Annotated in this window: 18 protein-coding genes; 10 read left to right on the top strand and 8 right to left on the bottom strand. The window is 71.3% G+C overall.

Annotation, left to right across the window (positions count from 1 at the left end; translation table 11 throughout):
- Positions 1-26 precede the first annotated feature (26 nt).
- On the top strand, positions 27-2,384 hold the full coding sequence (locus OIE53_RS16010) for a transketolase-like TK C-terminal-containing protein (RefSeq protein WP_327022345.1): 2,358 nt from the start codon (positions 27-29) through the stop codon (positions 2,382-2,384).
- Positions 2,385-2,614: 230 nt separating this feature from the next.
- Here the strand turns inward: OIE53_RS16010 and OIE53_RS16005 are convergent, their stop codons facing one another.
- A complete protein-coding gene (locus tag OIE53_RS16005) occupies positions 2,615-4,195 on the bottom strand; it encodes a metallophosphoesterase (protein WP_327022344.1) in 1,581 nt (526 codons plus the stop codon).
- Between the two features lie 66 nt (positions 4,196-4,261).
- Entirely contained in the window at positions 4,262-5,428 is a 1,167-nt protein-coding gene (locus OIE53_RS16000) for a PQQ-dependent sugar dehydrogenase (RefSeq protein WP_327022343.1), read from the bottom strand.
- A gap of 96 nt (positions 5,429-5,524) precedes the next feature.
- On the opposite strand from OIE53_RS16000, the gene OIE53_RS15995 reads away from it, so the two are divergent.
- Positions 5,525-6,445, top strand: a complete 921-nt coding sequence (locus tag OIE53_RS15995; RefSeq protein WP_327022342.1) for a 2-hydroxyacid dehydrogenase — start codon at positions 5,525-5,527, stop codon at positions 6,443-6,445.
- Here the strand turns inward: OIE53_RS15995 and OIE53_RS15990 are convergent.
- On the bottom strand, positions 6,439-6,816 hold the full coding sequence (locus OIE53_RS15990) for a PH domain-containing protein (protein WP_327022341.1): 378 nt from the start codon (positions 6,814-6,816) through the stop codon (positions 6,439-6,441). The two genes, OIE53_RS15995 and OIE53_RS15990, sit on opposite strands and share 7 nt — an antisense overlap.
- Positions 6,817-7,026: 210 nt before the next feature.
- Between OIE53_RS15990 and OIE53_RS15985 the strand changes: the two genes are divergently transcribed.
- A complete protein-coding gene (locus OIE53_RS15985) occupies positions 7,027-9,348 on the top strand; it encodes an EAL domain-containing protein (RefSeq protein ID WP_327022340.1) in 2,322 nt (773 codons plus the stop codon).
- 13 nt (positions 9,349-9,361) lie between these two features.
- Here OIE53_RS15985 and OIE53_RS15980 read toward each other — a convergent pair whose 3' ends face one another.
- On the bottom strand, positions 9,362-10,375 hold the full coding sequence (locus OIE53_RS15980; RefSeq protein WP_327022339.1) for a LacI family DNA-binding transcriptional regulator: 1,014 nt from the start codon (positions 10,373-10,375) through the stop codon (positions 9,362-9,364).
- Positions 10,376-10,697: 322 nt separating this feature from the next.
- Between OIE53_RS15980 and OIE53_RS15975 the strand changes: the two genes are divergently transcribed.
- The 4 genes from OIE53_RS15975 to OIE53_RS15960 all read left to right on the top strand — a co-directional run bounded on the left by OIE53_RS15975 (position 10,698) and on the right by OIE53_RS15960 (position 16,432).
- The gene (locus tag OIE53_RS15975) at positions 10,698-11,975 is read left to right on the top strand and encodes an ABC transporter substrate-binding protein (protein WP_327022338.1); all 1,278 of its coding nucleotides are present in this window, start codon (positions 10,698-10,700) and stop codon (positions 11,973-11,975) included.
- A 76-nt stretch (positions 11,976-12,051) separates the two neighbouring features.
- On the top strand, positions 12,052-13,044 hold the full coding sequence (locus OIE53_RS15970) for a carbohydrate ABC transporter permease (RefSeq protein WP_327022337.1): 993 nt from the start codon (positions 12,052-12,054) through the stop codon (positions 13,042-13,044).
- Positions 13,045-13,106: 62 nt separating this feature from the next.
- A complete protein-coding gene (locus tag OIE53_RS15965) occupies positions 13,107-13,952 on the top strand; it encodes a carbohydrate ABC transporter permease (RefSeq protein ID WP_327027239.1) in 846 nt (281 codons plus the stop codon).
- Positions 13,949-16,432 (top strand): glycoside hydrolase family 2 protein, encoded by a 2,484-nt coding sequence (locus OIE53_RS15960; protein ID WP_327022336.1) that lies wholly within the window; start codon positions 13,949-13,951, stop codon positions 16,430-16,432. Before OIE53_RS15965 ends, OIE53_RS15960 begins: the two co-directional genes overlap by 4 nt.
- A 58-nt stretch (positions 16,433-16,490) precedes the next feature.
- On the opposite strand, the gene OIE53_RS15955 is transcribed toward OIE53_RS15960, so the two are convergent.
- From OIE53_RS15955 to OIE53_RS15940, 4 genes are all read right to left on the bottom strand, one after another.
- Entirely contained in the window at positions 16,491-17,279 is a 789-nt protein-coding gene (locus OIE53_RS15955; protein ID WP_327022335.1) for a hypothetical protein, read from the bottom strand.
- Positions 17,276-17,608, bottom strand: a complete 333-nt coding sequence (locus OIE53_RS15950) for a hypothetical protein (protein WP_327022334.1) — start codon at positions 17,606-17,608, stop codon at positions 17,276-17,278. The genes OIE53_RS15955 and OIE53_RS15950 overlap by 4 nt, the downstream gene beginning before the upstream one ends.
- Before the next feature lie 37 nt (positions 17,609-17,645).
- The gene (locus tag OIE53_RS15945; RefSeq protein ID WP_327022333.1) at positions 17,646-18,338 is read right to left on the bottom strand and encodes a YbaB/EbfC family nucleoid-associated protein; all 693 of its coding nucleotides are present in this window, start codon (positions 18,336-18,338) and stop codon (positions 17,646-17,648) included.
- 104 nt (positions 18,339-18,442) lie between these two features.
- On the bottom strand, positions 18,443-19,054 hold the full coding sequence (locus tag OIE53_RS15940; protein WP_327022332.1) for a hypothetical protein: 612 nt from the start codon (positions 19,052-19,054) through the stop codon (positions 18,443-18,445).
- A 141-nt stretch (positions 19,055-19,195) separates the two neighbouring features.
- On the opposite strand from OIE53_RS15940, the gene OIE53_RS15935 reads away from it, so the two are divergent.
- From OIE53_RS15935 to OIE53_RS15925, 3 genes are all read left to right on the top strand, one after another.
- Complete coding sequence (locus OIE53_RS15935) at positions 19,196-19,534, top strand: ArsR/SmtB family transcription factor (protein ID WP_327022331.1); 339 nt, start codon at positions 19,196-19,198, stop codon at positions 19,532-19,534.
- 38 nt (positions 19,535-19,572) lie between these two features.
- Positions 19,573-21,237, top strand: a complete 1,665-nt coding sequence (locus OIE53_RS15930) for a SulP family inorganic anion transporter (RefSeq protein WP_327027237.1) — start codon at positions 19,573-19,575, stop codon at positions 21,235-21,237.
- 199 nt (positions 21,238-21,436) lie between these two features.
- Positions 21,437-23,008 (top strand): right-handed parallel beta-helix repeat-containing protein, encoded by a 1,572-nt coding sequence (locus tag OIE53_RS15925; protein WP_327022330.1) that lies wholly within the window; start codon positions 21,437-21,439, stop codon positions 23,006-23,008.
- Positions 23,009-23,058 lie beyond the last annotated feature (50 nt).

Genomic DNA, 23,058 nt, shown 5'->3' with positions numbered 1-23,058 from the left:
TGGTGACGTTCGGATGGAGTTCAGCTGTGCAGCAGCACGATGTTGGTGTTCTCGATGAGATTCAGCGGCGGGTGTTGTGGTTGGCCACCCGGATCGTGGATGCGGCCAATCGGGAACGGGTGACCGGGGACGGGGTCAAGGTCGGGGGGCATCAGGCCTCCAGTGCATCGCTGGTCAGTGCGATGACGGCGTTGTGGTTCGCGCATCTGGATGGCGAGGACCGGGTCGCGGTCAAGCCGCACGCCTCCCCGGTTTTCCATGCCATTCAGTACCTGCTGGGCAACCTGGACCGGTCCTACCTGACTCGGCTGCGGGCCCGGGGTGGTCTCCAGTCGTACCCTTCGCGGACGAAGGACCCCGACGGGGTGGACTTCTCCACCGGGTCGGTCGGCCTGGGTGCGGCCGCGCCGCTGTTCGCCGCGGTGACCCGCCGCTACGTGGACGCGCACTTCGGGGCCCGCCCGCACTCGCGGTTCGTCGCGTTGATCGGTGACGCCGAGCTGGACGAGGGCAACATCTGGGAGGCGGTCGCCGACCCGGCCACCACCGGGCTCGGCAACGTGATGTGGGTGGTCGACTTCAACCGGCAGTCGCTGGACCGGGTGGTGCCGGGGGTACGCATCGACCAGTGGCGGGGGCAGTTCGAAGCGGCCGGCTGGCACGTGGTCGAGGTCAAGTACGGCCGCAAGCTGGCCGAGGCGTACGCCCAGCCCGGTGGGGAGGCGCTGCGCGACTGGATCGACGCGATGCCCAACGAGCAGTACCAGTCGCTGTTCGGGCTGACCGGACCGGAGCTGCGCAAGCAGTTCCTCGACGGCGCGCCGAACGCGGTGGCCACCTTCGTCGAGGACATTCCGGACGCCGAACTGGGCCCCCTGGTCACCGACCTGGGCGGGCACGACCTGGCGGCGCTGCTCGACGCGTACGCCCAGTGTGACGCGGTGACCGACCGGCCGAGTGTCGTGTTCGCGTACACCGTCAAGGGTTGGGGTCTGCCGATCGCCGGCAATCCGCGCAACCATTCCGCGCTACTCACCGGCGACCAGATCGAGGCCCTGCGGGCCGCGCACGGCCTGACCCCGGACACCGAGTGGGACCGCCTCGACCCGGCCTCGCCCGCGGGCATCCGGGCCGGGCAGCGTCGGGAGGCGCTGTCCCGCGCGCCCCGTCGGCGGGCGCTGGGAGTCACCGTCCCCCAGACCACGAAGGTACGCGCCACCAAGCCGATCTCCACCCAGGAGGTCTTCGGTCGGGTGCTGGTCGACCTGGCCCGGGATCCGCAGGTGGGCAGGTACCTCGTCACCACCGCGCCGGACGTGGCGACCTCGACCAACCTGGCCGGGTTCATCAACAAGACCGGGGTGTTCGCGCCGACCGCCCAGCGGTCCTGGTCGGAAGACCGGATGCTGCGCTGGACGGAGAGCCCCGAGGGGCAGCACATCGAGCTGGGCATCTCCGAGATGAACCTGTTCCTGCTGCTCGGCCAGCTCGGCCTGGCCTGGGACCTGTCCGGGCAGCCGCTGCTGCCGGTCGGCACGGTGTACGACCCCTTCGTGCTGCGGGGCCTGGACGCCTTCCTCTACGGCACCTACTCCGGCTCCCGGTTCGTGGTCGCCGGAACCCCGTCGGGCATCACCCTGGCTCCGGAGGGCGGCGCCCACCAGTCCACCATCACCGCGAGCGTGGGCCTGGAACTGCCCGGGGTGACCTTCATCGAGCCGGCGTACGCGACCAGCCTGGACTGGCTGCTCTGCGACGCCCTGGGGCAGATCGCCGGCCCGGACCAGCCCGCGGCGACCGCGGCACCGACCGAGGACGGGGCGTACTACTTCCGGCTGAGTACCCGACCGATGGACCAGGCACCCTTCGAGGCGGCCCGCGCCCGCCTCGGTGACGCGGTGCTGCGGCGGCAGGTGCTGGCCGGGGCGTACCGGCTGGTCGACGCCCACCAGGCGTACCCGCACCTGGCCGGGGCCCCGACGGTGCAGCTGGCCGCCTCGGGTGCGGTACTGCCCGAGGTGCTGACCGCCGCGGCGGAACTGGCCGAGGAGGGGGTGGCCGCCCACGTCGTGGACGTCACCAGCCTCGACCGCCTCTACCGGGCCTGGCAGCGCACCCTGCGGCAGGGGGTACGCACGGCGACCGTGCCCAGTGTGCCGGGGGCCCTGCGGTCGGCCTTCGCCGACCGGACCCCGGTGGTCACCGTGCACGACGCCGCCTCGCACGCGATGGCCTGGCTGGGCTCGGCCCTGGCCGCCCCGGCGGTGCCGCTGGGGGTGGACGAGTTCGGCCAGTCCGGCAGCGTCCACGAGCTCTACGACCTGCACGACCTGCTCCCCGGCAGCATCGTCAACGCCGCCCTGGCCGCCCTCTCCCTCCACTGACCCCCTCCCCCTCACCCCCCCACCCCCCACCCACCCCAGCGCCCACCCGCCGCCACCCCTGCACCTCGGCGATCTTGCACTTTTTGACGCCATAAACCTCGCAAACCACCCAAATCAGCGACCAAAAGTGCAAGATCGCCGGGGCGGGGCGGGGCGGGGCGGGGCGGGGCGGGGCGGGGCGGGGCGGGGCGGGGTGAGGTGAGGTGAGGTGAGGTGAGAGGGGGGCGGGGTTAGCGGGTGGGGGTGGGGGTTGGGGTGGTGGGGGGAGTGGGGGTGACGGGGGGAGTTATGACGGTGCGTTCCAGGTTGACCTGGGCTTGGCCGGTGCCTCCGACGGTGATGGTGTCGTAGGCCTGGAGCTGCTTGTCCTGGTCGAAGTAGAGCACCGTCATGGTCAGCGGGGTCGGCTCCTCGCCCTCCAGGCCGCGTAGTCCGGCGCCGCCGGTGGAACCCTGCACCATCAGGGTGGTGGGCTGCTGGCCCGGTACCTCCGGCAGCTGTTCGATCTGCCGCCGGTGAGTGTGACCGGCGAGCACCAGCGGGGTGGTGCCGGACAGGGGGCCGGCGATGACGGGGTCGTGCACCAGGGCGAGGTTCACCGGCTTGGGGGAGCTGCGGATGGTGGCGGCCAGGGTCTGACCGGTGGTGACCAGTTCGTCCGCGGTGGGCGGGACCGGGCTGCCGGCGGCCGGGGAGGTGCTCTTGTCCGGGGTGAAGCGGGGGTCGCCGATGCCGGCGATGGTCAGTCCGGCGACCGTGGTGGTCGCGTTGTCCAGCACGATCGCGTTCGGTTGGCGGGCCACCGCCGCCGCCGTACGACCGGAGTCGTGGTTGCCCCGGATGTAGACGTACGGCTTGCGCAGCAGGCTGATCGAGCCGACGTAGGAGGCCTCCGGCTCGCTGCCCCAGTCGGTGATGTCCCCGGTGTCGATGACCACGTCGATGCCGAACTGCTCCACCACGGTGCGGATGAGCTGCCAGGCGGCCGGGTTGAGGTGCATGTCGGAGATGTGCAGGACCCGGGTGGTGCCGGGATCCTGCTCGTACACCGGCAGCGCCGACACGGTGGTGTAGAGCTGGGTGACGTTGCCGATGAGGCGTTGGAGCTGCTCGGCGTACCGGGTGTAGTCGTTGGCGATCTTGCGTACGTCGCCGACGATCGCGGGGGCGTTGACCAGCAGCCCCTCGTAGGTCGGCTCCTCGATGGCCTGGGGTCGCAGGGTGCTCGCGGCGGTGCCCAGGCTGCCCGCGGCGATCAGCAGGGCCAGCCCGCCCGCCCAGGCGGCCCGGCGGGTGTCCCGGAACACCAGCAGGGCCAGCAGCACGGTGGCCAGCACGGTGGCCCCGAGGGTACGCAGCCCTAGCCGCAGTACCCCGTCGTGGACCTCGTCGACCGCCGACTGGGTGGCCCGGTTGAGACTCGCCGGGTCGTCCAGCAAGGCCTCGACCCGGCTCTGGTCCAGCGCACCCAGCTCCACGGTCAACTGGGTGGGCCCGTCATGGCTGTTGAGCAGGAGAGCGCCCAGCGGCGGGATCTTGATGGTGGTGCCGCCGACCGTGGTCGGTGAGATGGACAGCTTGGCGCGGAAGGGACCGATGTCCGTCTCGACCTGCCCGCCGGCCAGGGTGCCGAGCAGCACCCCGGCCAGGGTGACGACCAGCACGGCCAGAGCCGTCCCTATTCGGCGTAGGCCGGTGGACCGCCCACGGCGGGGGGACGCCGCATTGCCCCGCCGCAGCGCGGGGAAGCGGCGGGTGCGACGGGTCGGCTCCGCGCCGTGGGGCGGCTGCCCGTGTTCCTGATCGCCCATATCGAGACTCTGACCTGCCCGCCGAAGGATCTTGACAAACCTGAGGGTGCTGTACTAGAGCCTGCCTCAGCTTCGCCCAGCTCCGCCACCTGCGAAAACAAGTCGCAACAGTCGGTCGTCCTCGGCGGCGGGACGGCCCCGCCCGTCATGGTTGGAGGTGCCCACCCAGATCGAGCCGTCCGGGGCGGTGGCCACCGCGCGCAGCCGCCCGTACCGCTCGGTCAGCAGGGCCTGGGGCTGCCCGAGCACCGTCCCGGCGTCGGTCAGCTCGACCAGCCAGAGACGCTGGCCGCGCAGGCAGGCGGTGGCCAGGGTGCGTTCGGTGGCCGCCAGCCCGGAGCAGGAGGCCTCGTCGGTAGACCACTGCACGATCGGGTCGACGTACTTGTCGTCGTCCCCTCGGCCCTCCACCTCGGGCCAGCCGTAGTTCTTGCCCTTGGTGATCTGGTTGATCTCGTCCCAGGTGTTCTGACCGAACTCGACGGCGTACATCCGGTCGCCGTCCCAGGCGATGCCCTGCACGTTGCGGTGGCCCAGGGACCAGACCGGGGAGTCCGGGAAGGGGTTGCCGGGCGCGGGCTTGCCCTCCGGGGTGATCCGCAGGATCTTGCCGCCGAGCTGCTCGGCGTCCTGGGACTGGTCGGTGTCCCCGGCGTCGCCGGTGCTGGCGTAGAGGTGCCCGTCGGGGCCGAAGGCCAGGCCGCCGCCGTTGTGGATGCCGGCCTTGGGGATGCCGGTCAGGATCGGGGTGGGTTTCTCGCCGATCCGCAACCGGGCGATCCGGTTGTCCTGTTCGGCGGTGTAGTAGACGAAGACCGTCCTGTCCTGCGCGTACTGCGGTGACACCGCGATGCCCAGCAGGCCACCCTCGCCCGAGGCGACCACCTCGTCGATGGTCTGCACCTCGGTGACCCGCAGACCGTCCGTGGTCGACTCCGGGCCGACCTGGACTATCCGGCCGCTGTCCCGTTCGGTGACCAGGGCCCCGCCGTCGGGCAGGAAGGCGATGCCCCACGGCACCCGCAGCCCCTGGGCGAGCACGGTGGCGACGACCTCCCGGTCGCCCTCGCCCGCCCCGGCGGAGGGGGTGGGCAGGTTCGGCGGTTCACCGGCGGGATCCGGCTCCGGTTCGCCGAGGCTGCAACCGGTGGCGACCAGCAGGAGTGTCGCGCAGGACACCCCCAGGAGGGTACGGAGCTTACGGGCACGGGGGAGTGGCAGACGGGCGCTCACGCGGCCCAGGGTAGCCCGCCGTGGACGCCCGCGCCGGTGCCCGCATCCGCCGACCCGCCGTGGCGCTGGCCGTCGCCGGGGCTATCGTCAGCCAGCGTGAAGGTATGGATTCCGCACGAGACCGGTCACGACCTGCTGGGTGAGCTGCCGCCGGAGGTCATCGTCGAGACGATGAGCGATCCGGACCGGCTGCCCTCCTCGACCGCCGGTGTCCGGTTCTGGGTGCCGCCCTTCCTGGCCCCGGCGGCGGCCACCACCCTGCTGCGGGAACTGCCCGACCTGGCGGTGGTCCAGCTGCTCTCGGCCGGGGCGGATCCGTGGATCGGGCGGATCCCGCCGGGGGTCCTGCTCTGCGATGCCCGGGGGGTGCACGATCCCTCGACCGCCGAGTGGGTGGTCACCGCCATCCTGTCCCAGCTGCGTGGCTTCCCGGCCCTGGCCCGCGCCCAGCCCCAGCGTCGGTGGGCGTACGACGAGGTGGCCCCGACCGACGAGCTGACCGGCAAACGTGTGCTGATCGTCGGTGCCGGTTCGATCGGTACCGCCGTGCGGAACCGGCTGGCCCCCTTCGAGGTGCAGTTCGACCTGGTGGCCCGGACGGCGCGACCGGGGGTGCACGAGGTGGAGGCCCTGCCCACCCTGCTGCCGCAGGCCGACATCGTGGTGCTGCTGGTGCCGCTGACCGAGCAGACCCGGGGCCTGGTCGACGAAGCCTTCCTGGCCGCGATGCCGGACGGCGCCCTGCTGGTGAACGCCGCCCGGGGACCGGTCGTGGACACGAAGGCGCTGGTGGCCGAGGTGACGACCGGCCGGATCAGCGCGGCCCTGGACGTCACCGACCCGGAACCCCTGCCCGCCGACCATCCGCTCTGGGAGCTGCCGAACGTGCTGATCACCCCGCATGTGGCCGGGTCGGTACGCGGGCTGCTGCCTCGGGCGTACGACCTGGTGGGGCGACAGATCCGGCGCTTCGTCGCCGGGGAGCAGCCCGACAACGTGGTGGTGGACGGCTACTGAGCCGCCTGGACCTCGCCCTGTCCGGCCGCGGCGACCAGCAGCGGCAGGTCCCGCTGGCGTACCGCGGGCAGGACGAGTCGAGAGCCGTCGTCGAGTTGGGCCACCGCCCGGCCGCGGGCGTCGCCGCCCAGCTCGACGATCTGGTCCCAGCGGATCCGGCGGTCGCCGACCAGGGCCCGTAGCCGCAGCCCGTCGCGGTCCGCGTCCGTACCGGCCCGCCAGGCCCAGACCCCCACGGCCAGGGGCACCAGCAACACCGGCAGCAGGTACGCGCTGGCGCTGGCCAGGGGCAGGGCACCGATGGTGCCGATGATCGCCCCCACCAGGAGGGCCTGATGGTGTCGGAATCGGGTGCTCTCGGTGCGGCTCACCCCTCGATGATTCCACCCGCAGGGCGGCGGACGGCACCGGGTGGCGGACGAGGGCCCTGCTGCGTGTGCTCAACCGAGCGCGTACAGTGATCTGGCTCACCGGGCGTCACTGCTTGCGCGCTGGCTCGTTTACGGGGACGAGTGGCCGACTAGCTGTTCGCCCCTCGCACCGCCGCACCGCCCCCGTGCCCCCTCACGAAGGCGAATGTCGTGCCCGTCGCGTCCGTGTTCCGCGCCACCCTCCGACGTACCCCCCTGCCGGAGCTCTGCGTTGTCGCGGTGGCGGCCGTTCTCGTCCTGGTCAGCGCCGCCGGAGCGATGCCGGGGCTGGCGGTGGTGGCGCTGGCCGGCGCGGCCGGTTCGACCCTGGCCGGGGTGCGGCTGTCCCGCCTGGCCGCCGGCCCCGAGGTGCCGACCGCCGGTCCGGGTGGCGGGCGGCTGGCCCGTCGCCGTGCGGCCCGCCCCCGTCGGGCCGCCGCCCTGCTGCACGCGGCCGTGGTGATCGCCGGGCTGTCCGTGGCGGTGCTGCCGCTGGTCTCCGTCGGTGGCCGCCCGGCGGCCGCCCTCGCCGGACTGGCCGGTACCGCCGGACTGCTGGCCGGTGGCCTGTTCAGCCTGCCCCGCCGGGCGGAACCCTCCGCCCGGATGCCCCGTCGTCGGCTGCTCGACGGGGTGGCGGCCGGAGCCGCCCTGGTGCTCACCGCCTGGTTGCTGCTGCCGTACGCCGGGGTGTCCGCCCAGGTGCGGCTGGTCGCCGCAGTGGCCGTCGGGGTGCTGGCGGTAGCCGTGCTCGCCGCGCTGACCGGGCCGCACCGGCACTCCGGGATAACCCGGTGTCGGGCCGGGGCAGGACTGACCCTGCTGGCCCTGACCCTGCTGGTGGCGCTGCCGACCGAGGTGGGGCGGGCGGCCCTGGTGGCGGTGGCCCCCCTGGTGATCGGGGTGCTGCTGACCGCCGCCGGGGTGCGGCGGGTGGTGGAGACGGACTCGGAGCCGACACCGGCGGCCACGGCGCTCTGGCCACGGGTGGTGGTGCCGGCGGCCGGGGTGGTGCTGGCCACCGTCCACCACCTCCAGTCCGGGCGGCTGCCGGACCGCACCACCGTGCTGCTGGCCCTCGCCGTGGTGCCCGCCCTGGTGGCCCGCGAACTGCTCGACCCCGTCCCGGAGACCACCCCGACCCCGGCAGCGCAGACCACTACGAGCCCGGGAGCCCCGACCCCCGGCGACCCGCAGACCACCCCGGCCTCGGTGACGCCGACCCCCGCCGGCCCGGAGAGCACCCCGGCGACCCTGGCCGTCGAGGAGTCCGTACTCCGTGGCCGTGCCGCCCTGCTGCGGGCCCTGGTGGCCCGGTCGGAGTCGGCGGGCGGCACCCTGCTGGTGGTCGACCTGCACCTCGCGGAGTTGCCCGGGATGACCGTGCGGGACGACATGGTCGCCGAGGCCCTCCGCCGGGCCCGGGCCGTGACCACCCCCGAGGACGAGGTGGTAGACCTGACCGGCAGCGGTTTCGCGGTGGTCACCGGCGCCGCCTCGTTGCTGGCCTACGCCCTGGGCGCCCGGCTGCTGGCCACGTTGAACCGGCCGTACGAGGTGTCCGGGGCGGTGCTGCGCTCACGGGCCAGTATCGGGCTGGCCGAACTGGCCCACGGTCGCCCGGAGGACGTGTTGCGCCAGGCGGAACTGGCCCGCCGACGCGCCACCCAGCTGGGTCGGGACCGGATCGAGTGGTACGACGCGTACCTGGAAGAGCAACTGGTCCGCCGACTGGACCTGGAACGGGAACTGCCCGGCGCGGTCGCCCGAGGCGAGTTGGACCTGGTCTACCAGCCGGTGGTCGGGCTCGGCGACCGGCTGCCGGTCGGTACGGAGGCCCTGCTTCGTTGGCGCAGTCCGGTGCTCGGCACGGTCTTCCCCGCCGAGTTGCTGCCGGTGGCCGAGGATCTCGACATCACCGGCGAGTTGGACGCCTGGGTGTTGGACCGGGCCTGCCGGCAGGTGGCGGAGTGGTCCCTCGGGGGACGACGGCTGCGGATGGGGGTCAATGTCACCGTCCGGGAGCTGACCTCGCCGGATTTCGTGCCCCGGACGGCGGCGGTCCTGGCGGCGTACGGGGTGGCGCCGGATCAGCTGGTGGTCGAGGTGGCCGAGCCACGGGTGGGTGCGGAGTTGTCGACCGTGGTGGCCCGGTTGGCCGGGCTGCGGTCGATGGGCATCCGGACCGCTCTGGACGACTTCCGGGTCGAGCAGGCCTCCCTGGCCCAGCTCCGGCGACTGCCGATCGACCTGCTGAAAGTGGGACCGGAGGTGGCCGGGGCCGACGGGGAGCGCCCTCTGCTGGACGTGGTGGTCACGGTCGCCGACCGGTTGGGGGTGGAGGTGGTCGCCGACAAGCTGGAATCCGCCCACCAGGTCGAGGCGGCCCGCCGGGCCGGGTTCCGCTACGGCCAGGGGTACGAGCTGGCCCGGCCCGCCACGGCCGAGCGGGTGGAGGCGTACTTCGAGGACTTCCCGTACACCTTCCGGTGATCGCTTAACCGGTTCATGCCGCCGGACCGGTGCTGCCACGGGGGCTCAGGTGTGCCTGTTCGTCCTGCAGGTCGGTCGCGGGAGCACCCTCGATGAGCCGAAGGAGTTGCCGGGCGGCATGTGCCCCGTAGGCCGGGATGTCCCGGCCCACCGCGGTCAGCGGCGGATGCACCAGCCGACACAGTGGAGAGTCGTCCCAGGCCACGATGGACAGATCGGCGGGAACGGTCAACCCCATCTCCTGGGCCACGGACAACCCGGCGATGGCCATCACGTCGTTGTCGTAGATCACCGCGGTGGGGCGGACCCGGGAGCTGAGCAACCGCCGGGTCACCCGGGCCCCTTCCTCCCCGGTGTAGTCCGTCGAGACGACGACCGACTCGGCCAGCCCCAGACGCTGACACACCTCGGTGAAGGCCCGGGTGCGGATGTCGGTGTGCAGCAGGTCGGGCAGGCCGGCCACCCGGGCCACCCGGCGATGCCCCAGGGCGTACAGGTACTCCACGGTCTCCACGAGGGCCGCGGCGTCGTCGGCCCAGACGCTGGCCAGCCGCCCGGTGCCGGACGGCCCCCCGATCACCACGGCGGGCAGCCCCAACTCCTCCAGCACCGGCACCCGCTGGTCGTCGGTGCGCAGGTCGCAGACCAGCACCCCGTCGACCCGCCGCTCACCCCACCACCGGCGGTAGACCGCGATCTCGGCCTGCGGGTCGGCGACCACCTGGAGGGTCAGGGCGTACGACCGGGCGGACAACTCCGCCTCGACGCCACTGATCAGCTCCATGAAGAAGGGTTCTATGCCGAGGGTCTGGGCGGGGCGGGCGAGGATCAGGCCGATGGCCCGGGCGGTGGCCCCGGACAGGGCCCGGGCCGCACTGCTGGGGCTGAAGCCGATCTCGGCGGCGATGGCGAGGATGCGTTGCCGGGTCGCCTCGGAGACCCCGGGCTGGCCGTTGAGGGCGTACGACACCGCGCCCTTGGAAACCCCCGCCCGCCGGGCGACATCCGCGATCGTGGGCCGCTTCACCGGCGTACGCCCTCCTGAGCCAGTCCGTTGTCCGCTGGACAGGCTACCCGCCGATGGCCACCGACCAGGTGTGGGCCTGAAGGTGGCAACTTGTTCGGTTCAGCCCAGCACCTGAGGGCTCGGGTTCTGTCGAGCTGAGCCGGCCAGGCCCCCTGTATCGCCGGGTGGATCAGGGTTTTGTCGTCCTGAGGTTACGGGCGGGCCGGTTTGGTGACCCGCCGTTGACACGCCTGATGCGTCCCCGTACGGTGGCGTCACTTATCCGGTTCAGTCGATGTATCTCGATCTTTGTATCGATCCCACTCGTCTTGGAGGATGGGTCATGAAGCGGTCTACGCCTCGATGGCTGCGGGTAGCAGCCGTGGCACTGGCGGTCGGCTCCCTCGTCGTAGCCTGCAGCGGACGCAGCACCACCGGTGGCACCGGCGGTGACGGTCAGGTCACCCTGACGATCAACTTCTGGGGCGACTTCGGCCTCCAGGAGCTCAAGACCAGGTACGAGGCCGAGCACTCGAACGTCAGGATCGCCCTCAACTCGGGCGAGTACAACGCCCAGCACGAGGACCTGCAGAAGAAGCTGATCGCCGGTTCCGGTGCGCCCGACATCGCGGCCATCGACGAGGGCTTCATGGTGCAGTTCCGCAGCCAGGCGGACCAGTTCGTCAACCTGCTCGACCGTGGTGCGGGCAAGTACGAGAGCAACTATCTGCCGTGGAAGTGGAAGCAGTCGCTGTCGGCCGACGGCAGGACCCAGATCGCTCTCGGCACCGACGTGGGCGGCCTGGCCATGTGCTACCGCACGGACCTGTTCGCCGCCGCCGGCCTGCCCACCGACCGGGACCAGGTCTCCGCCCTCTGGCCCACCTGGGACGACTTCCTGACGGTGGGCCAGCGCTATGTAGCCCAGACGAACAGGAAGTTCCTCGACAACGCGACGAACCTGTTCAACCCGATCCTCGGCCAGCAGCCGGTCGGCTTCTACGACTCCGAGGAGCGGCTGCTGATGGCGGGCGGCCCGAAGGTCGCCTTCGACTACGCGGTCAAGGCCGCCGACCTGGGCCTGTCGGCCAACCTGACCAGCTTCCAGGCCGACTGGGACAAGGGTTTCACCAACGGCTCCTTCGCGGTGCTCACCTGCCCGGCATGGATGCTCGGTCACATCCAGAACACCGCGCCCGGGACCGAGGGCAAGTGGGACATCGCTGCGGTGCCCGGCGGTGGTGGCAACTGGGGCGGGTCCTTCCTGACCGTCCCCAAGCAGGGAAAGAACATCGATGAGGCGTACAAGTTCCTGGAGTGGCTGATCCAACCCGAACAGCAGATCGAGGTCTTCAAGACGGTAGGCAACCTGCCCTCACAGCCCGGGCTCTACACCGATCCGGCGATCGCCGACTTCAAGAACGAGTTCTTCAACTCGGCGCCGGTCGGGCAGATCTTCCCGAAGATGGCCGAGGGCCTGACGCCGCAGTACCTGGGACGGAAGAACGGACCGACCCGGGTGGCGGTGGAGAACGTGATCAACCGGGTGCAGAACGGCACCCTGAAGTCGGACGCGGCCTGGGCCGAGGCGATCAAGGAAGCCGAGAAGGCCAGCAGGTGAGGTGACCGGGGCGCGCGGGCGGGTCCGCGCGCCCCGGCACCGGTCCGTCGTCCCGTCGTACCTGGAGTGTGTCCTCATGCCCACCACGCGCGCGGCCGGCGAACCGGCCCTCCGCCGCCGAGGGGCGGCCCCCGACCGGTCGATGACCTGGCGGGATCGGCTCCACCGCTTCGACGTGCGTTACGTGCCGTACCTGTTGATCGCGCCGTTCTTCCTGCTCTTCCTCGTCTTCGGGCTGTTCCCGATGGTCTTCAACGCGGTGGTGGCACTGCGGCACTGGCGCCTGGACCAGCCGGACCTGACCGGCTGGGCCGGGACGGAGAACTTCCGCCGGCTGTTCACCGACGGCGACTTCGGCAACGCCCTCTACAACACCTTCGGCATCTTCCTGCTCTCCACCATCCCGCAACTGCTGCTGGCGCTGGTCGTCGCCTCGATGCTGAACCGTCGGCTGCGGGGCCAGACCTGGTGGCGGGTCAGCGCGTTGCTGCCGTACATCACCCCGATCACCGCCTCCACCCTGGTGTTCAACGTCTTCTTCGCCCGTGACCTGGGCATGGCGAACTGGGCGCTCGGGCTGGTCGGGATCGGCACCGAGAATCCGATCGACTGGCGGGCCGACAAGCTGCACTCCTGGATCGCCATCGCCACGATGGTCAACTGGAAGTGGGTCGGCTACCACGCCCTGCTCTTCCTGGCCGCTATGCAGTCCATTCCCCGGGACGTGTACGAGGCCTCGGCCCTGGACGGGGCCGGCCCCTGGCGTCAGCTCTGGCGGATCACCGTGCCGATGATCCGTCCGGTGCTCATCTTCAGCGTGGTGCTCTCCACCATCGGCGGGCTCCAGTTGTTCACCGAGCCGATGCTGTTCGACCTCAACGCACAGGCCGCCACCGGGGGTTCCGGCGGGGAGTGGCAGACCGTGGCCCAGCTGATCTACCGGGTGGGCTGGAAGGACCTCAACCTCGGGTACGCCGCCGCGATGTCCTGGGCGCTGTTCCTCATCATCCTGGTGGTCGCCGCGCTGAACACCGCACTGACCAATCGCATGTCGGGGGGACGCAGGTGAGTCTTCTTCAGCGGCGGCGTACCGCCCCGGCCGTACCCTCCGCCGCGCGTCGGCGGTCCGCGATGCTGGGTCGGGCACCGCAGGACACCCCGGCCGGCATCGGCACCTATCTCTTCCTGTCGGTCACCGCACTGTTCGCGGCCTTCCCGCTGTACTGGATGTTTGTCATCGCCACCAGCACCGACGAGGCCACCTCGCAACTGCCGCCGGTGGTGATCCCCGGGGACCGGTTCCTGGCGAACCTGGAGGAGGTCTTCTCCCTCCAGGACGTCTACTTCGCCGCATCCCTGGTCAACAGCGTCATCGTCGCCACGGCGGTGACCGCCTCGGTGCTGTTCTTCTGCTCGCTGGCCGGCTTCGCCTTCGCCAAGCTGCGGTTCCGGGGCAGCCGGGCCCTGATGCTCTTCGTGATCCTGACCCTGACCGTGCCCAACCAGCTCGGCATCGTCGCGCTCTACATCGTGATGGGCAGGCTAGGTTGGAACGGCACCCTGCTGGCGGTGATCGTGCCCGGCATGGTCACCGCGTTCGGGGTGTTCTACATGCGACAGTTCATCGTCAACACGGTGCCGGACGAGTTGGTCGAGGCCGCTCGGGTGGACGGGGCCAGCACCATGCGGATCTGGTGGACGGTCGCCCTGCCCGCGGTGCGTCCGGCCCTGGTGGTGCTCGGCCTGCTCACCTTCGTCGCCACCTGGAACGACTTCCAATGGCCCCTGATCACCCTCAACGGCACCGACTACCCCACCTCGATGGTGGCCATCTCCGACCTGGCCAGCGGCAACTACGTCATCTACCGGCGGGTGCTGGCCGGCGCGTTCGTGGCAACGGTGCCACTGCTGATCATGCTCGTCATCGGTGGTCGACAGATCGTCCGAGGAATCATGGAAGGCGCGGTGAAATCGTGAGCGACACGCGCGGGACCGGTCCGCTCCGGCAGGCACTGCACGAGGGTTGGACCCTGCGGGCGGTCACCGGCCCGCAGGTCCCACCGGAGACAGAGGGTCGGATCGTACCGGCCACCGTGCCCGGCTGTGTGCACACCGACCTGCTGGCCGCCGGGCTGATCCCCGACCCCTACCTGGACGACAACGAGACCCGGCTGGCCTGGATCGGGCACACCGACTGGGTCTACGAGACCACCTTCGACCGGCCCCCCGGCGCCCACCGGCGGCTCGACCTGGTCTGTGCCGGGCTGGACACGGTGGCCACGGTGGCCCTCAACGGGGTCGAGGTGGGCCGGACGGAGAACATGCACCGCGGCCACCGCTTCGACCTGACCTCGCTGCTACAACCCAGGAACAACACCCTGGCCGTACGCTTCGACTCCGCCTACCGGTACGCCCATGCCCACCGGGACCGCCTCGGCGACCGGCCCAACGCCTACCCGGAGCCGTTCCAGTTCATCCGCAAGATGGCCTGCAACTTCGGCTGGGACTGGGGGCCCACCCTGGTGACCGCCGGAATCTGGCAGGAGATCGGCCTGCACGGGTGGTCGGTAGCCCGGCTGGCCACCGTACGCCCACTGGTCACCGTCACCGGTGGCGACGGGCGGGTGGACCTGCATGTCGAGGTGGACCGGCTGGCCGAGGTGCCGCTTACCGTACGGGCCCAGGTGGCCGGGGTGCTCGTCGAGGCGACCCTCCCGGCGGGGCAGCGCAACACCACCCTGGTCGTCGAGGTGCCCCGACCCGCCCGGTGGTGGCCACGGGGCCACGGCGACCAGCCCCGCTACGACCTGGACCTGACCCTGCACGGGCCGGAGGGGGACATTCTCGACACCTGGCACCGGCGGATCGGGTTCCGCTCGGTACGCCTGGACACCACCCCGGACCCGCACGGTGCCCCGTTCACCCTGCACGTCAACGAGGTGCCGATCTTCGTCCGGGGAGTCAACTGGATCCCGGACGACGTCTTCCCCACCCGGGTCACCCGGGAACGCCTGGCCCACCGCTTCGACCAGGCCCTGGCGGCCAACGTCAACCTGCTGCGGGTCTGGGGCGGCGGCCGGTACGAGTCGGCGGACTTCTACGACCTGGCCGACGAGCGGGGCCTGCTGGTGCAGCAGGACTTCCTCTTCGCCTGCGCGGCCTACCCGGAGGAGGAGCCGTACGCCGGGGAGATCGCCGCCGAGGCCGCCGAGCAGGTGACCCGGCTGGCGTCGCATCCCTGTTTGGTGCTGTGGACCGGGAACAACGAGAACATCTGGGGCTGGCACGACTGGGGTTGGCAGGAGCAGTTGGCCGGGCGCAGCTGGGGTCGCGGCTACTACCTGGACCTGCTGCCCGGCATCCTCGCCGACCTGGACCCCACCCGCCCCTACTGGCCGGGCAGTCCCTGGTCGGGCAGCGAACAGATCCACCCCAACGACCCGGCGTACGGCACCACCCACATCTGGGACGTCTGGAACACCGAGGACTACCTCAGGTACCGCGACTACCTGCCCCGGTTCGTCGCGGAGTTCGGATACCAGGGGCCACCGGCGTACGCGACCCTGCGCCGGGCGATCTCCGACGAACCCCTTGCGTACGACTCGCCCGGCATGGCGCACCACCAGAAGGCCATCGACGGCGACGCCAAACTGCGCCGGGGGTTGGACGCCCACCTGCCCGAGCCGCGCGACTTCGACGACTGGCACTACCTGACCCAGCTCAACCAGGCCCGGGCCATCCAACTGGGGGTGGAGCACTTCCGCTCCCACCGGGGGCGGTGCATGGGCACCATCGTCTGGCAGCTCAACGACTGCTGGCCGGTCACCTCCTGGGCCGCCATCGACGGGGACGGTCGCCGCAAACCCCTGTGGTACGCCCTGCGCCGGGCGTACGCCGACCGGCTGCTCACCCTGCAACCCCGCGACGGCGGACTGGCCCTGGTAGCGGTCAACGACACCGGCAGGCCCTGGCGGGCCCCGGTCACGGTCACCCGGTTCACCCTGGCCGGGGAGCCCCGCGCCAAGACCACCCTGGAGGTGGCGGTGCCCGGGTACGCCACGGTCACCCTGGCCCTGCCGGCGGACCTGGCCCGCCCGGAGGACCCGTACACCGAACTGCTGGTGGCCGAGGCGGGCGAGGCGGCCGGACGGGCCTGGTGGTTCTTCGCGGAGGACCGTGACCTGCCGTTGCCGGCGGCGGACTTCGCGGCCACCGTGCAGCCGGTCGACGGCGGCCTGCGGGTCCGGGTGCACGCCCACACCCTCCTGCGGGACCTGGTGCTCTACCCGGACCGGCTAGATCCCGACGCCGAGGTCGACGAGGCCGTGGTGACCCTGCTGCCCGGGGAGTCGACGACCTTCACGGTGCGCACGGCGCAGCCGATCGACCCGACCGCCCTCATCACCCGACCCGTGCTGCGCTGCGTCAACGACCTGTCCACCCCGTCACCGGCCTGATCGACCGGCCACCCCGCCGCCCGGCACCGGGTCTCGGGCGGCGGATCATGGCGGTGGGTCAGTCTGCGACCCGCCAACGTCCGCTGGCGGCCGTGGGATCCACCCGGGGCCAACCCCACTGGCCACCCTGCTCGACCAGCCCGCCGTTGTCGTTGAGGGCCTGCTGGAGGCTGGTCAGGCTGGTGCTGCGGGTCTGCAGGTAGGCGGTGGTCAGGCCCACCGTGGCTGCGATCAGGCCGATCACTGCGGCGGCGGTGGCCCCGGCGTCGACCGGTGCGGCAGGCGCACCGATCAGGGAGGCCAGCAGACCGACCGCGGCGGCCAGGCCGACCACGAAGGTGACGAGGGCTCCGGCGATGCCGATCCAGAAGCCGATGACCCCCCAGGCGAGCTCCTCGAGGATCTCCTGCACCCGTTCCGCCAGCGGCTTGATCGTCGCCACCGCCCGGGACTGGGCGTCGGCGGAATCCGCGTACGCCGAGGCGGCCGAGCCGGTCCACCGGTTGTCGGCCTTCATGCCATATGTCGAGACCTTCTGTTCCAGCCCGCTGGCCGGCGTGCCGACGTGCTGGTCCCAGTACTCGCCCAGCCGGAACAGGGTGGGGGGCATACCCGGCTGGGTGATGAACTTCTGCACCTCGTCGAAGATCTGGTTCGCCTTGGGGCGGAACTTTCGCCAGCACCACCGCATCGTCGCCACCACCGGGATGGGCAACCACTTGGCCACCCGGTCGATCCCGTCCGACAGTTCGTTGATCGCCTGCTGAATGTCCTCAAGGAGTTCGTCGACGTCCTTGAGCAGTTCCTCGAAGATGAGTTCGAGTTCGCCGGCCCCCGCAGTGCTCACTTCGGCTCCCCGATCGTCTTGAAGCTGATCGACGCCTCCGCGTCGGTGTACTGGTAGTCCTCGACCACCGAAACCAGGACTCCCGCCATCTCCTGCATGGCGCGGGCACCCTCGGTCAGCAGGCGGACTGCCAGATCCTGCACCTCCTGGTACTTGCTGGTCACCCCGCCGCTGTCGGCCAGGTAGCCGAGATGCGTCCCAGAGAGGTTGAGAGATCGTGCGTGGGCGGCTGCCATGTTCAGGGTGTCGGCGGATCGGCGCCAGTTAGCGGCGTCCTGGTGGATCGCCTCGAAGGCGGCGACGACCTCTTCGTTGCTAGGGTGCGACATCAGGCTCCTCGAAGGACGCGGATGGTCGGCGGCCGACTCAGGCCAGCAGGCCGATGCGGCGCAGCATGGCGGTCGGGTCGGCGGCGTTGGACGGGTGCGCCGCAGCGATCGCCGGGAAACCGGCCAGCACCTCGGCCGCCTGGGTGGCAGCCCGGTCATAGGCGTCCCGGCAGGCCCGCAGGATCTCCTCGGCCAGTTCCCGACTGCCGGGCCGCTCACGTAGCCAGCGCGGGCTGATCTCGATGCTGGTCACCTGCTCACCCACCAGCCGTACGGTGACCCGGTCGCCCGCGCGGCCGAGGATCTCCTTCTCGGCCTGCGCCTCGAGTGCCTGCCGGTAGCTCCGCAGATCCGCACGCACCTGCCGCAGCTCCGTCAGGGTCTGCCGCAGCGCCTCGATCTGCCCCGCCAGATCCGGTGCCGGGGCGAAGCGGGGTCGGCTGATCGCCGGGTCCGGCTGCGGCACCGGTCCGGACTCCTCCGCCCGGGTATCGACCCGACGTGCCCAGGCTTCCCGACGATCGGAGACCGCCGCCTCGATCGCGGCCTGCACCGCTGTGGGAAGACCATGTGGGCCCACGATGGAGGCCCACCGCGCAGTGATCTCCAGTCGGGTGACCCGGTCGGCGTGGTCGACCTGAACGTGAACCACCTGGGCCTCGTCCCGGCCCTCACCGACGATGTCTGATCCGTCCATCTGCCACATCAGCTGCTGTGCGTCAGCGTGCATGGCGAAAAACTCGCGCTCGGCGACCATTGCATCCCCCCGGTGTCGTCGCCGGCCGAAGCTAGCAGATCTTGGTCGCTTCCGATGGCCCGTGACGGTGGCGGCGGTCAGCCCTGTGGTGCCCGGGTGGCCAGGGCGGACAACTCCTGGGCCACCTCGGCCGTGCCGGGTCGTCCCGCGGCGGACAGCATGGTGGCCAACGCGATCAGTTCGCGCTGTGGCAGCGGCGCCCCGGTGTCCACGGCCAGCATGAGACGGACCGATCCCTCGGGGCCGGTCACCACCAACTCCGGGATGCGTTCCTCGTTGACCCTGGTCACTCCGGGTCCGGTCACCGTGAACCGACGCGTCGTCGGCCGCAGGGTCACCTGGTGCGCCGTGGCCAGGTCCACCGTGCGGGGTCGAATCCGCTGTACGGTCAGCCGGGTTCCCTCCAACCAGGCGGCCGACCGCAGCACCACGAGCACGCTGCGGATGACCCAGGCCGTCATGGCGGTGGCCAGCACAGCGGGTGTGCCGAAGATCACCACATTGAACAGGGGTCGACTCCCCGTGTCGCTCGAACTCAGCGTCCAGAGCAGGAACATGCCGAGGACGGCACCGAGGCAGCCGGCTACCACGACACCGAGTACGCCGAGGAGCACCAGGACCGTCAACCGTCCGGACCGGGTCTGCCGAAAGCCGGACGACAACTGGATTCTCTGGCTGTGGGGGTTCACCCGCTGATCATGTCAAGAAGGCCCGCTCCGGTGCTGCCCCGACCGATCCGGGCCGTCCTATCGATCTTCCAAATTGAAGAATCCTGCAAGTGCTAAAGTCTTCAGCGTGCCGACCCGGGCGCTGGGGAAGGAGTACGAGGCGTGTCCGTGCCGCTGTACCAGGCGAAGGCGGAGCTGTTCCGCACCCTCGGCCATCCCGTCCGCATCCGGGTGCTGGAGCTGCTCCAGGACGGCCCCAAACCGGTGCGTGACCTGCTCGCCGCCATCGATGTGGAGGCCTCCAACCTCTCCCAGCAACTGGCCGTGCTGCGCCGGGCGGGCATGGTCACCTCCCACCGGGACGGCCCACTGGTGATGTACGCGTTGAGCACCCCCGACGTGGCCGACCTGTTGGCCGCCGGTCGGCGGATCCTCGGGGCGGTGCTCGCCGACCGGGACGGCCTGCTCGACCAGTTGCGTGCCGGGGGAGCGGGCCGGTGAACGACGTCGGAGCCGCACACAACAGCGGGCCGGGCTCGATGCTGGCCGCCGTCTGGCGGCGTACCCGTGCACTGCTGCCCGACCGGGCCGACCTGCAGGCGGTCCGGCGAGCGCCGCGCCGCGACCTGGTGGCCGGGCTGACCGTGGCGGTCGTCGCCCTGCCGCTGGCCCTGGCCTTCGGGGTCACCTCCGGGCTGGGGGCGGAGGCCGGGCTGATCACCGCGGTGGTGGCCGGTGCGGTGGCCGCCGTCTTCGGCGGGTCCAACCTCCAGGTCTCCGGGCCCACCGGGGCGATGACGGTGGTGCTGGTGCCGATCGTGGCCCAGTTCGGGGCGGCCGGGGTGCTGATGGTCGGCGCCCTGGCCGGGCTGATCCTGATCGCCCTGGCCTTCGCCCGCATGGGGCGATTTGTGCGCTTTCTTCCGGTCCCGGTGATCGAGGGCTTCACCGCCGGCATCGCCGTGGTCATCGCCCTGCAACAGGTGCCGGCCGCCCTGGGGGTGACCGAGGCCGAGGGGGAACGGGTCTGGGCGGTGGCCGCCGACGCGGTGGCCCGTTTCGTCGTACACCCCCAGCCGGCCCCGATCGCGATGGCCCTCGGGGTGGCGGCGGTGATGCTGCTCGGTGCCCGATGGCGTCCCGGAGTGCCCTTCTCGCTGCTGGCCGTGGCCGCCGCGACCCTGCTGGCGGAGTTCGCGCCGGTCGACCTGATCCGCATCGGGGCGCTGCCGCAGTCCCTGCCCGCCCCGTCGCTGGACTTCCTGGACCTGGGTGCGGTCGGGGTCCTGCTGCCCGCCGCCCTGGCGGTGGCGGCACTGGCCGCGTTGGAGAGCCTGCTCTCGGCCACGGTCGCCGACGGCATGACGGTCGGCCAGCGACACGATCCGGATCGGGAACTGTTCGGGCAGGGCCTGGCGAATCTGGCCGCCCCGCTGTTCGGCGGCATCCCGGCCACCGCGGCGATCGCGCGTACCGCCGTGAACGTGCGGGCCGGCGCGGTCTCCAAGCTGGCCGCCCTGGTCCACGCCCTGGCCCTGGCCGGCATCGTGCTGGCCGCCGCGCCGCTGGTCGGCCGCATCCCACTGGCGGCCCTGGCCGGGGTCCTGCTGGCCACCACGGTACGGATGGTCGAGGCGGCCTCGCTGTGGGCGCTGGCCCGCTCCACCCGGGGCGACGCCCTGGTGCTCGTGCTCACCTTCGCCGTCACCGTCATCTGGGACCTGGTCACCGCCGTGGCGGTCGGGGTGGGGGTCGCCGTCGTGGTGGCCCTGCGTGCCGTGGCCCGCAGCGCCCGGCTGGAACAGGTCCCCCTGGACCGTGGCGAGCACACCGAGGAGGAGCAGGCCCTGCTGGCCGAGCACATCGTGGCCTACCGCCTGGACGGTCCCCTCTTCTTCGCGGCCGCGCACAACTTCCTGCTCCAGCTCTCCGACGTGGCCGACGTGCGGGTGGTCATCCTGCGGATGTCCCGGGTCTCCACCATCGACGCCACCGGCGCGCAGGTGCTCGGCGACGCCATCCGCCGTCTCCAGGGCCGGGGCATCACCGTGCTGCTGTCCGGCATCGATCCCGACCACGACCAGGTGCTGGACACCCTCGGGGTGGCCGATCAGCTACGCCGCGACAACCTGATCTTCCCGGACACCCCGGCCGCCATCGCCCACGCCCGCACCCTGGCCCTGCCCGCCGCAGCCGCGGCCTAGGCGGCGAGGGCGCGCTGGTAGGGTCGCCGCCCCCTAGGCGGACACCCGCTGACCGTCCGTCGGGCGGGGGCGCCGCCGCCGTAACGGCGCCGCCATCCCGCACGCATTGACCGATGTCGAATGACCGGCTACCATTCGGCGGGTCGGAAAGCGCTTTCCCGCTGGCGGGTGGCCCGGCCTCGATCCTTGGAGAAGCCCCATGGAGTGGAAGTCAGTCGGTGCCGCCCTCCTACTCGTGGCCGCCGCCGTCACCGTGCCGGCGGCCGGACCGGCATCGGCCGCCCCGGTCCGGTACGAAGCCGAGCACAGCCCGGCACGGTGCACCGGCACCATCGACAGCAACTGGCCCGGCTACTCCGGCAGCGGGTTCTGCAACGGCAACAACGCCGTCGGTGCGTACGCCGAGTTCACGGTCTCCGCCGCCACCTCCGTGACGGCGGAGGTGCGGGTCCGGTTCGCCAACGGCACCACCGGCAGCCGTCCGGTCGACCTGATCGTCAACGGATCGACCGTGCGGAGGGTGTCCTTCGAGAGCACCGGGGCCTGGGGCACCTGGGTGACGAAGTCGCTGTCGGTGAGCCTGCGTGCCGGCAGCAACACCATCCGACTGCACCCGACCGCCGCCGAAGGGCTGCCCAACCTGGACTACCTGGAGTGGGACACCGACCCCGCGCCGTCGGAGGTGCTCCATGTGGCCACCAACGGCGACGACGGCAATCCGGGCACCCTGGCCGCCCCGCTGGCGAGCATCCAACGGGCCGTCGACCTGGCCCAGCCCGGCCACACCATCCTGATCCGGGGCGGGCGGTACGCCCCCGGCAGCAACATCCAACTGCTCAAGGACGGCACCTCCGGCCGACCCATCACGATGCGCAACTACCCCGGGGAGCGGGTGGTCATCGACGGGGAGAACATGCCGCACACCCCGGCCCCGGTCGGCGGCAGCATCCCCCGGCCCGAGCGGGGCGCGGTCCACATCGAGGGCGGCTGGTGGCGGCTGATCGGTCTGGAGATCATCAACGGCCCGTACGGGGTGTTCGGGCTGGATGTCAACAACGGGGTCTTCGAACGCCTGGTGACCCGGGACAACTACGAGTCCGGCTTCCACCTGCAAGGGGCCTCGAGCAACAACCAGATCATCAACCTGGACTCGTACGGCAACCGGGATCCGCGGAAGAACGGGGAGAGCGCCGACGGCCTGGCCATCAAGGAGGGGTCCGGCAGCGGCAACCTGGTGCGGGGCGTCCGGTTGTGGAACAACTCCGACGACGGGCTGGACTACTGGATGTTCGCCTCGCCCATCCTCACCGAGAGCAGCCTGGCCTGGGGCAACGGGTTCAACCGGTGGAACCTGCCGGACTACACCGGTGACGGCAACGGGTTCAAGCTCGGCGGCAATTCCGTCTCCGCCAACCACACCGTGCGCAACAGCATGGCCTGGGACAACGCGGTCGGCGGCTTCATCGACAACAACAACCCCGGACAGCACCGGATCGAGCGGAGCACCGCCTGGCGCAACCCGGGCACCGGATTCAACCTCAGCCGCTCCACCAGCACCCTGACCGGCAACCTGGCCGTGGGCAACGGCACCAACGTCTCGCTGGGTGCCAACTCCCGGGGCAGCGGCAACTCCTGGGACCTCGGCGGCAGTTGGTCGCTGGCCAACACCAACCCCACCACGATCACCGGCCCCCGCAACGCGGACGGTTCGATCCCCTCCTCGACCTTCCTGCGCCCGGCCAACGGAGCCAACGTCGGAGCCCGCTTCTGAGGGCCTGCGCCGAGGAGGTCGACAAGGCCCTGGGACAGTCGACACAGGCC

This window comes from Micromonospora sp. NBC_01739, from assembly GCF_035920385.1.
Classification (GTDB): Bacteria; Actinomycetota; Actinomycetes; order Mycobacteriales; family Micromonosporaceae; genus Micromonospora.
Note: the sequence above shows the minus strand (reverse complement) of the source record. Positions and strands in the feature narration are given on the sequence as shown.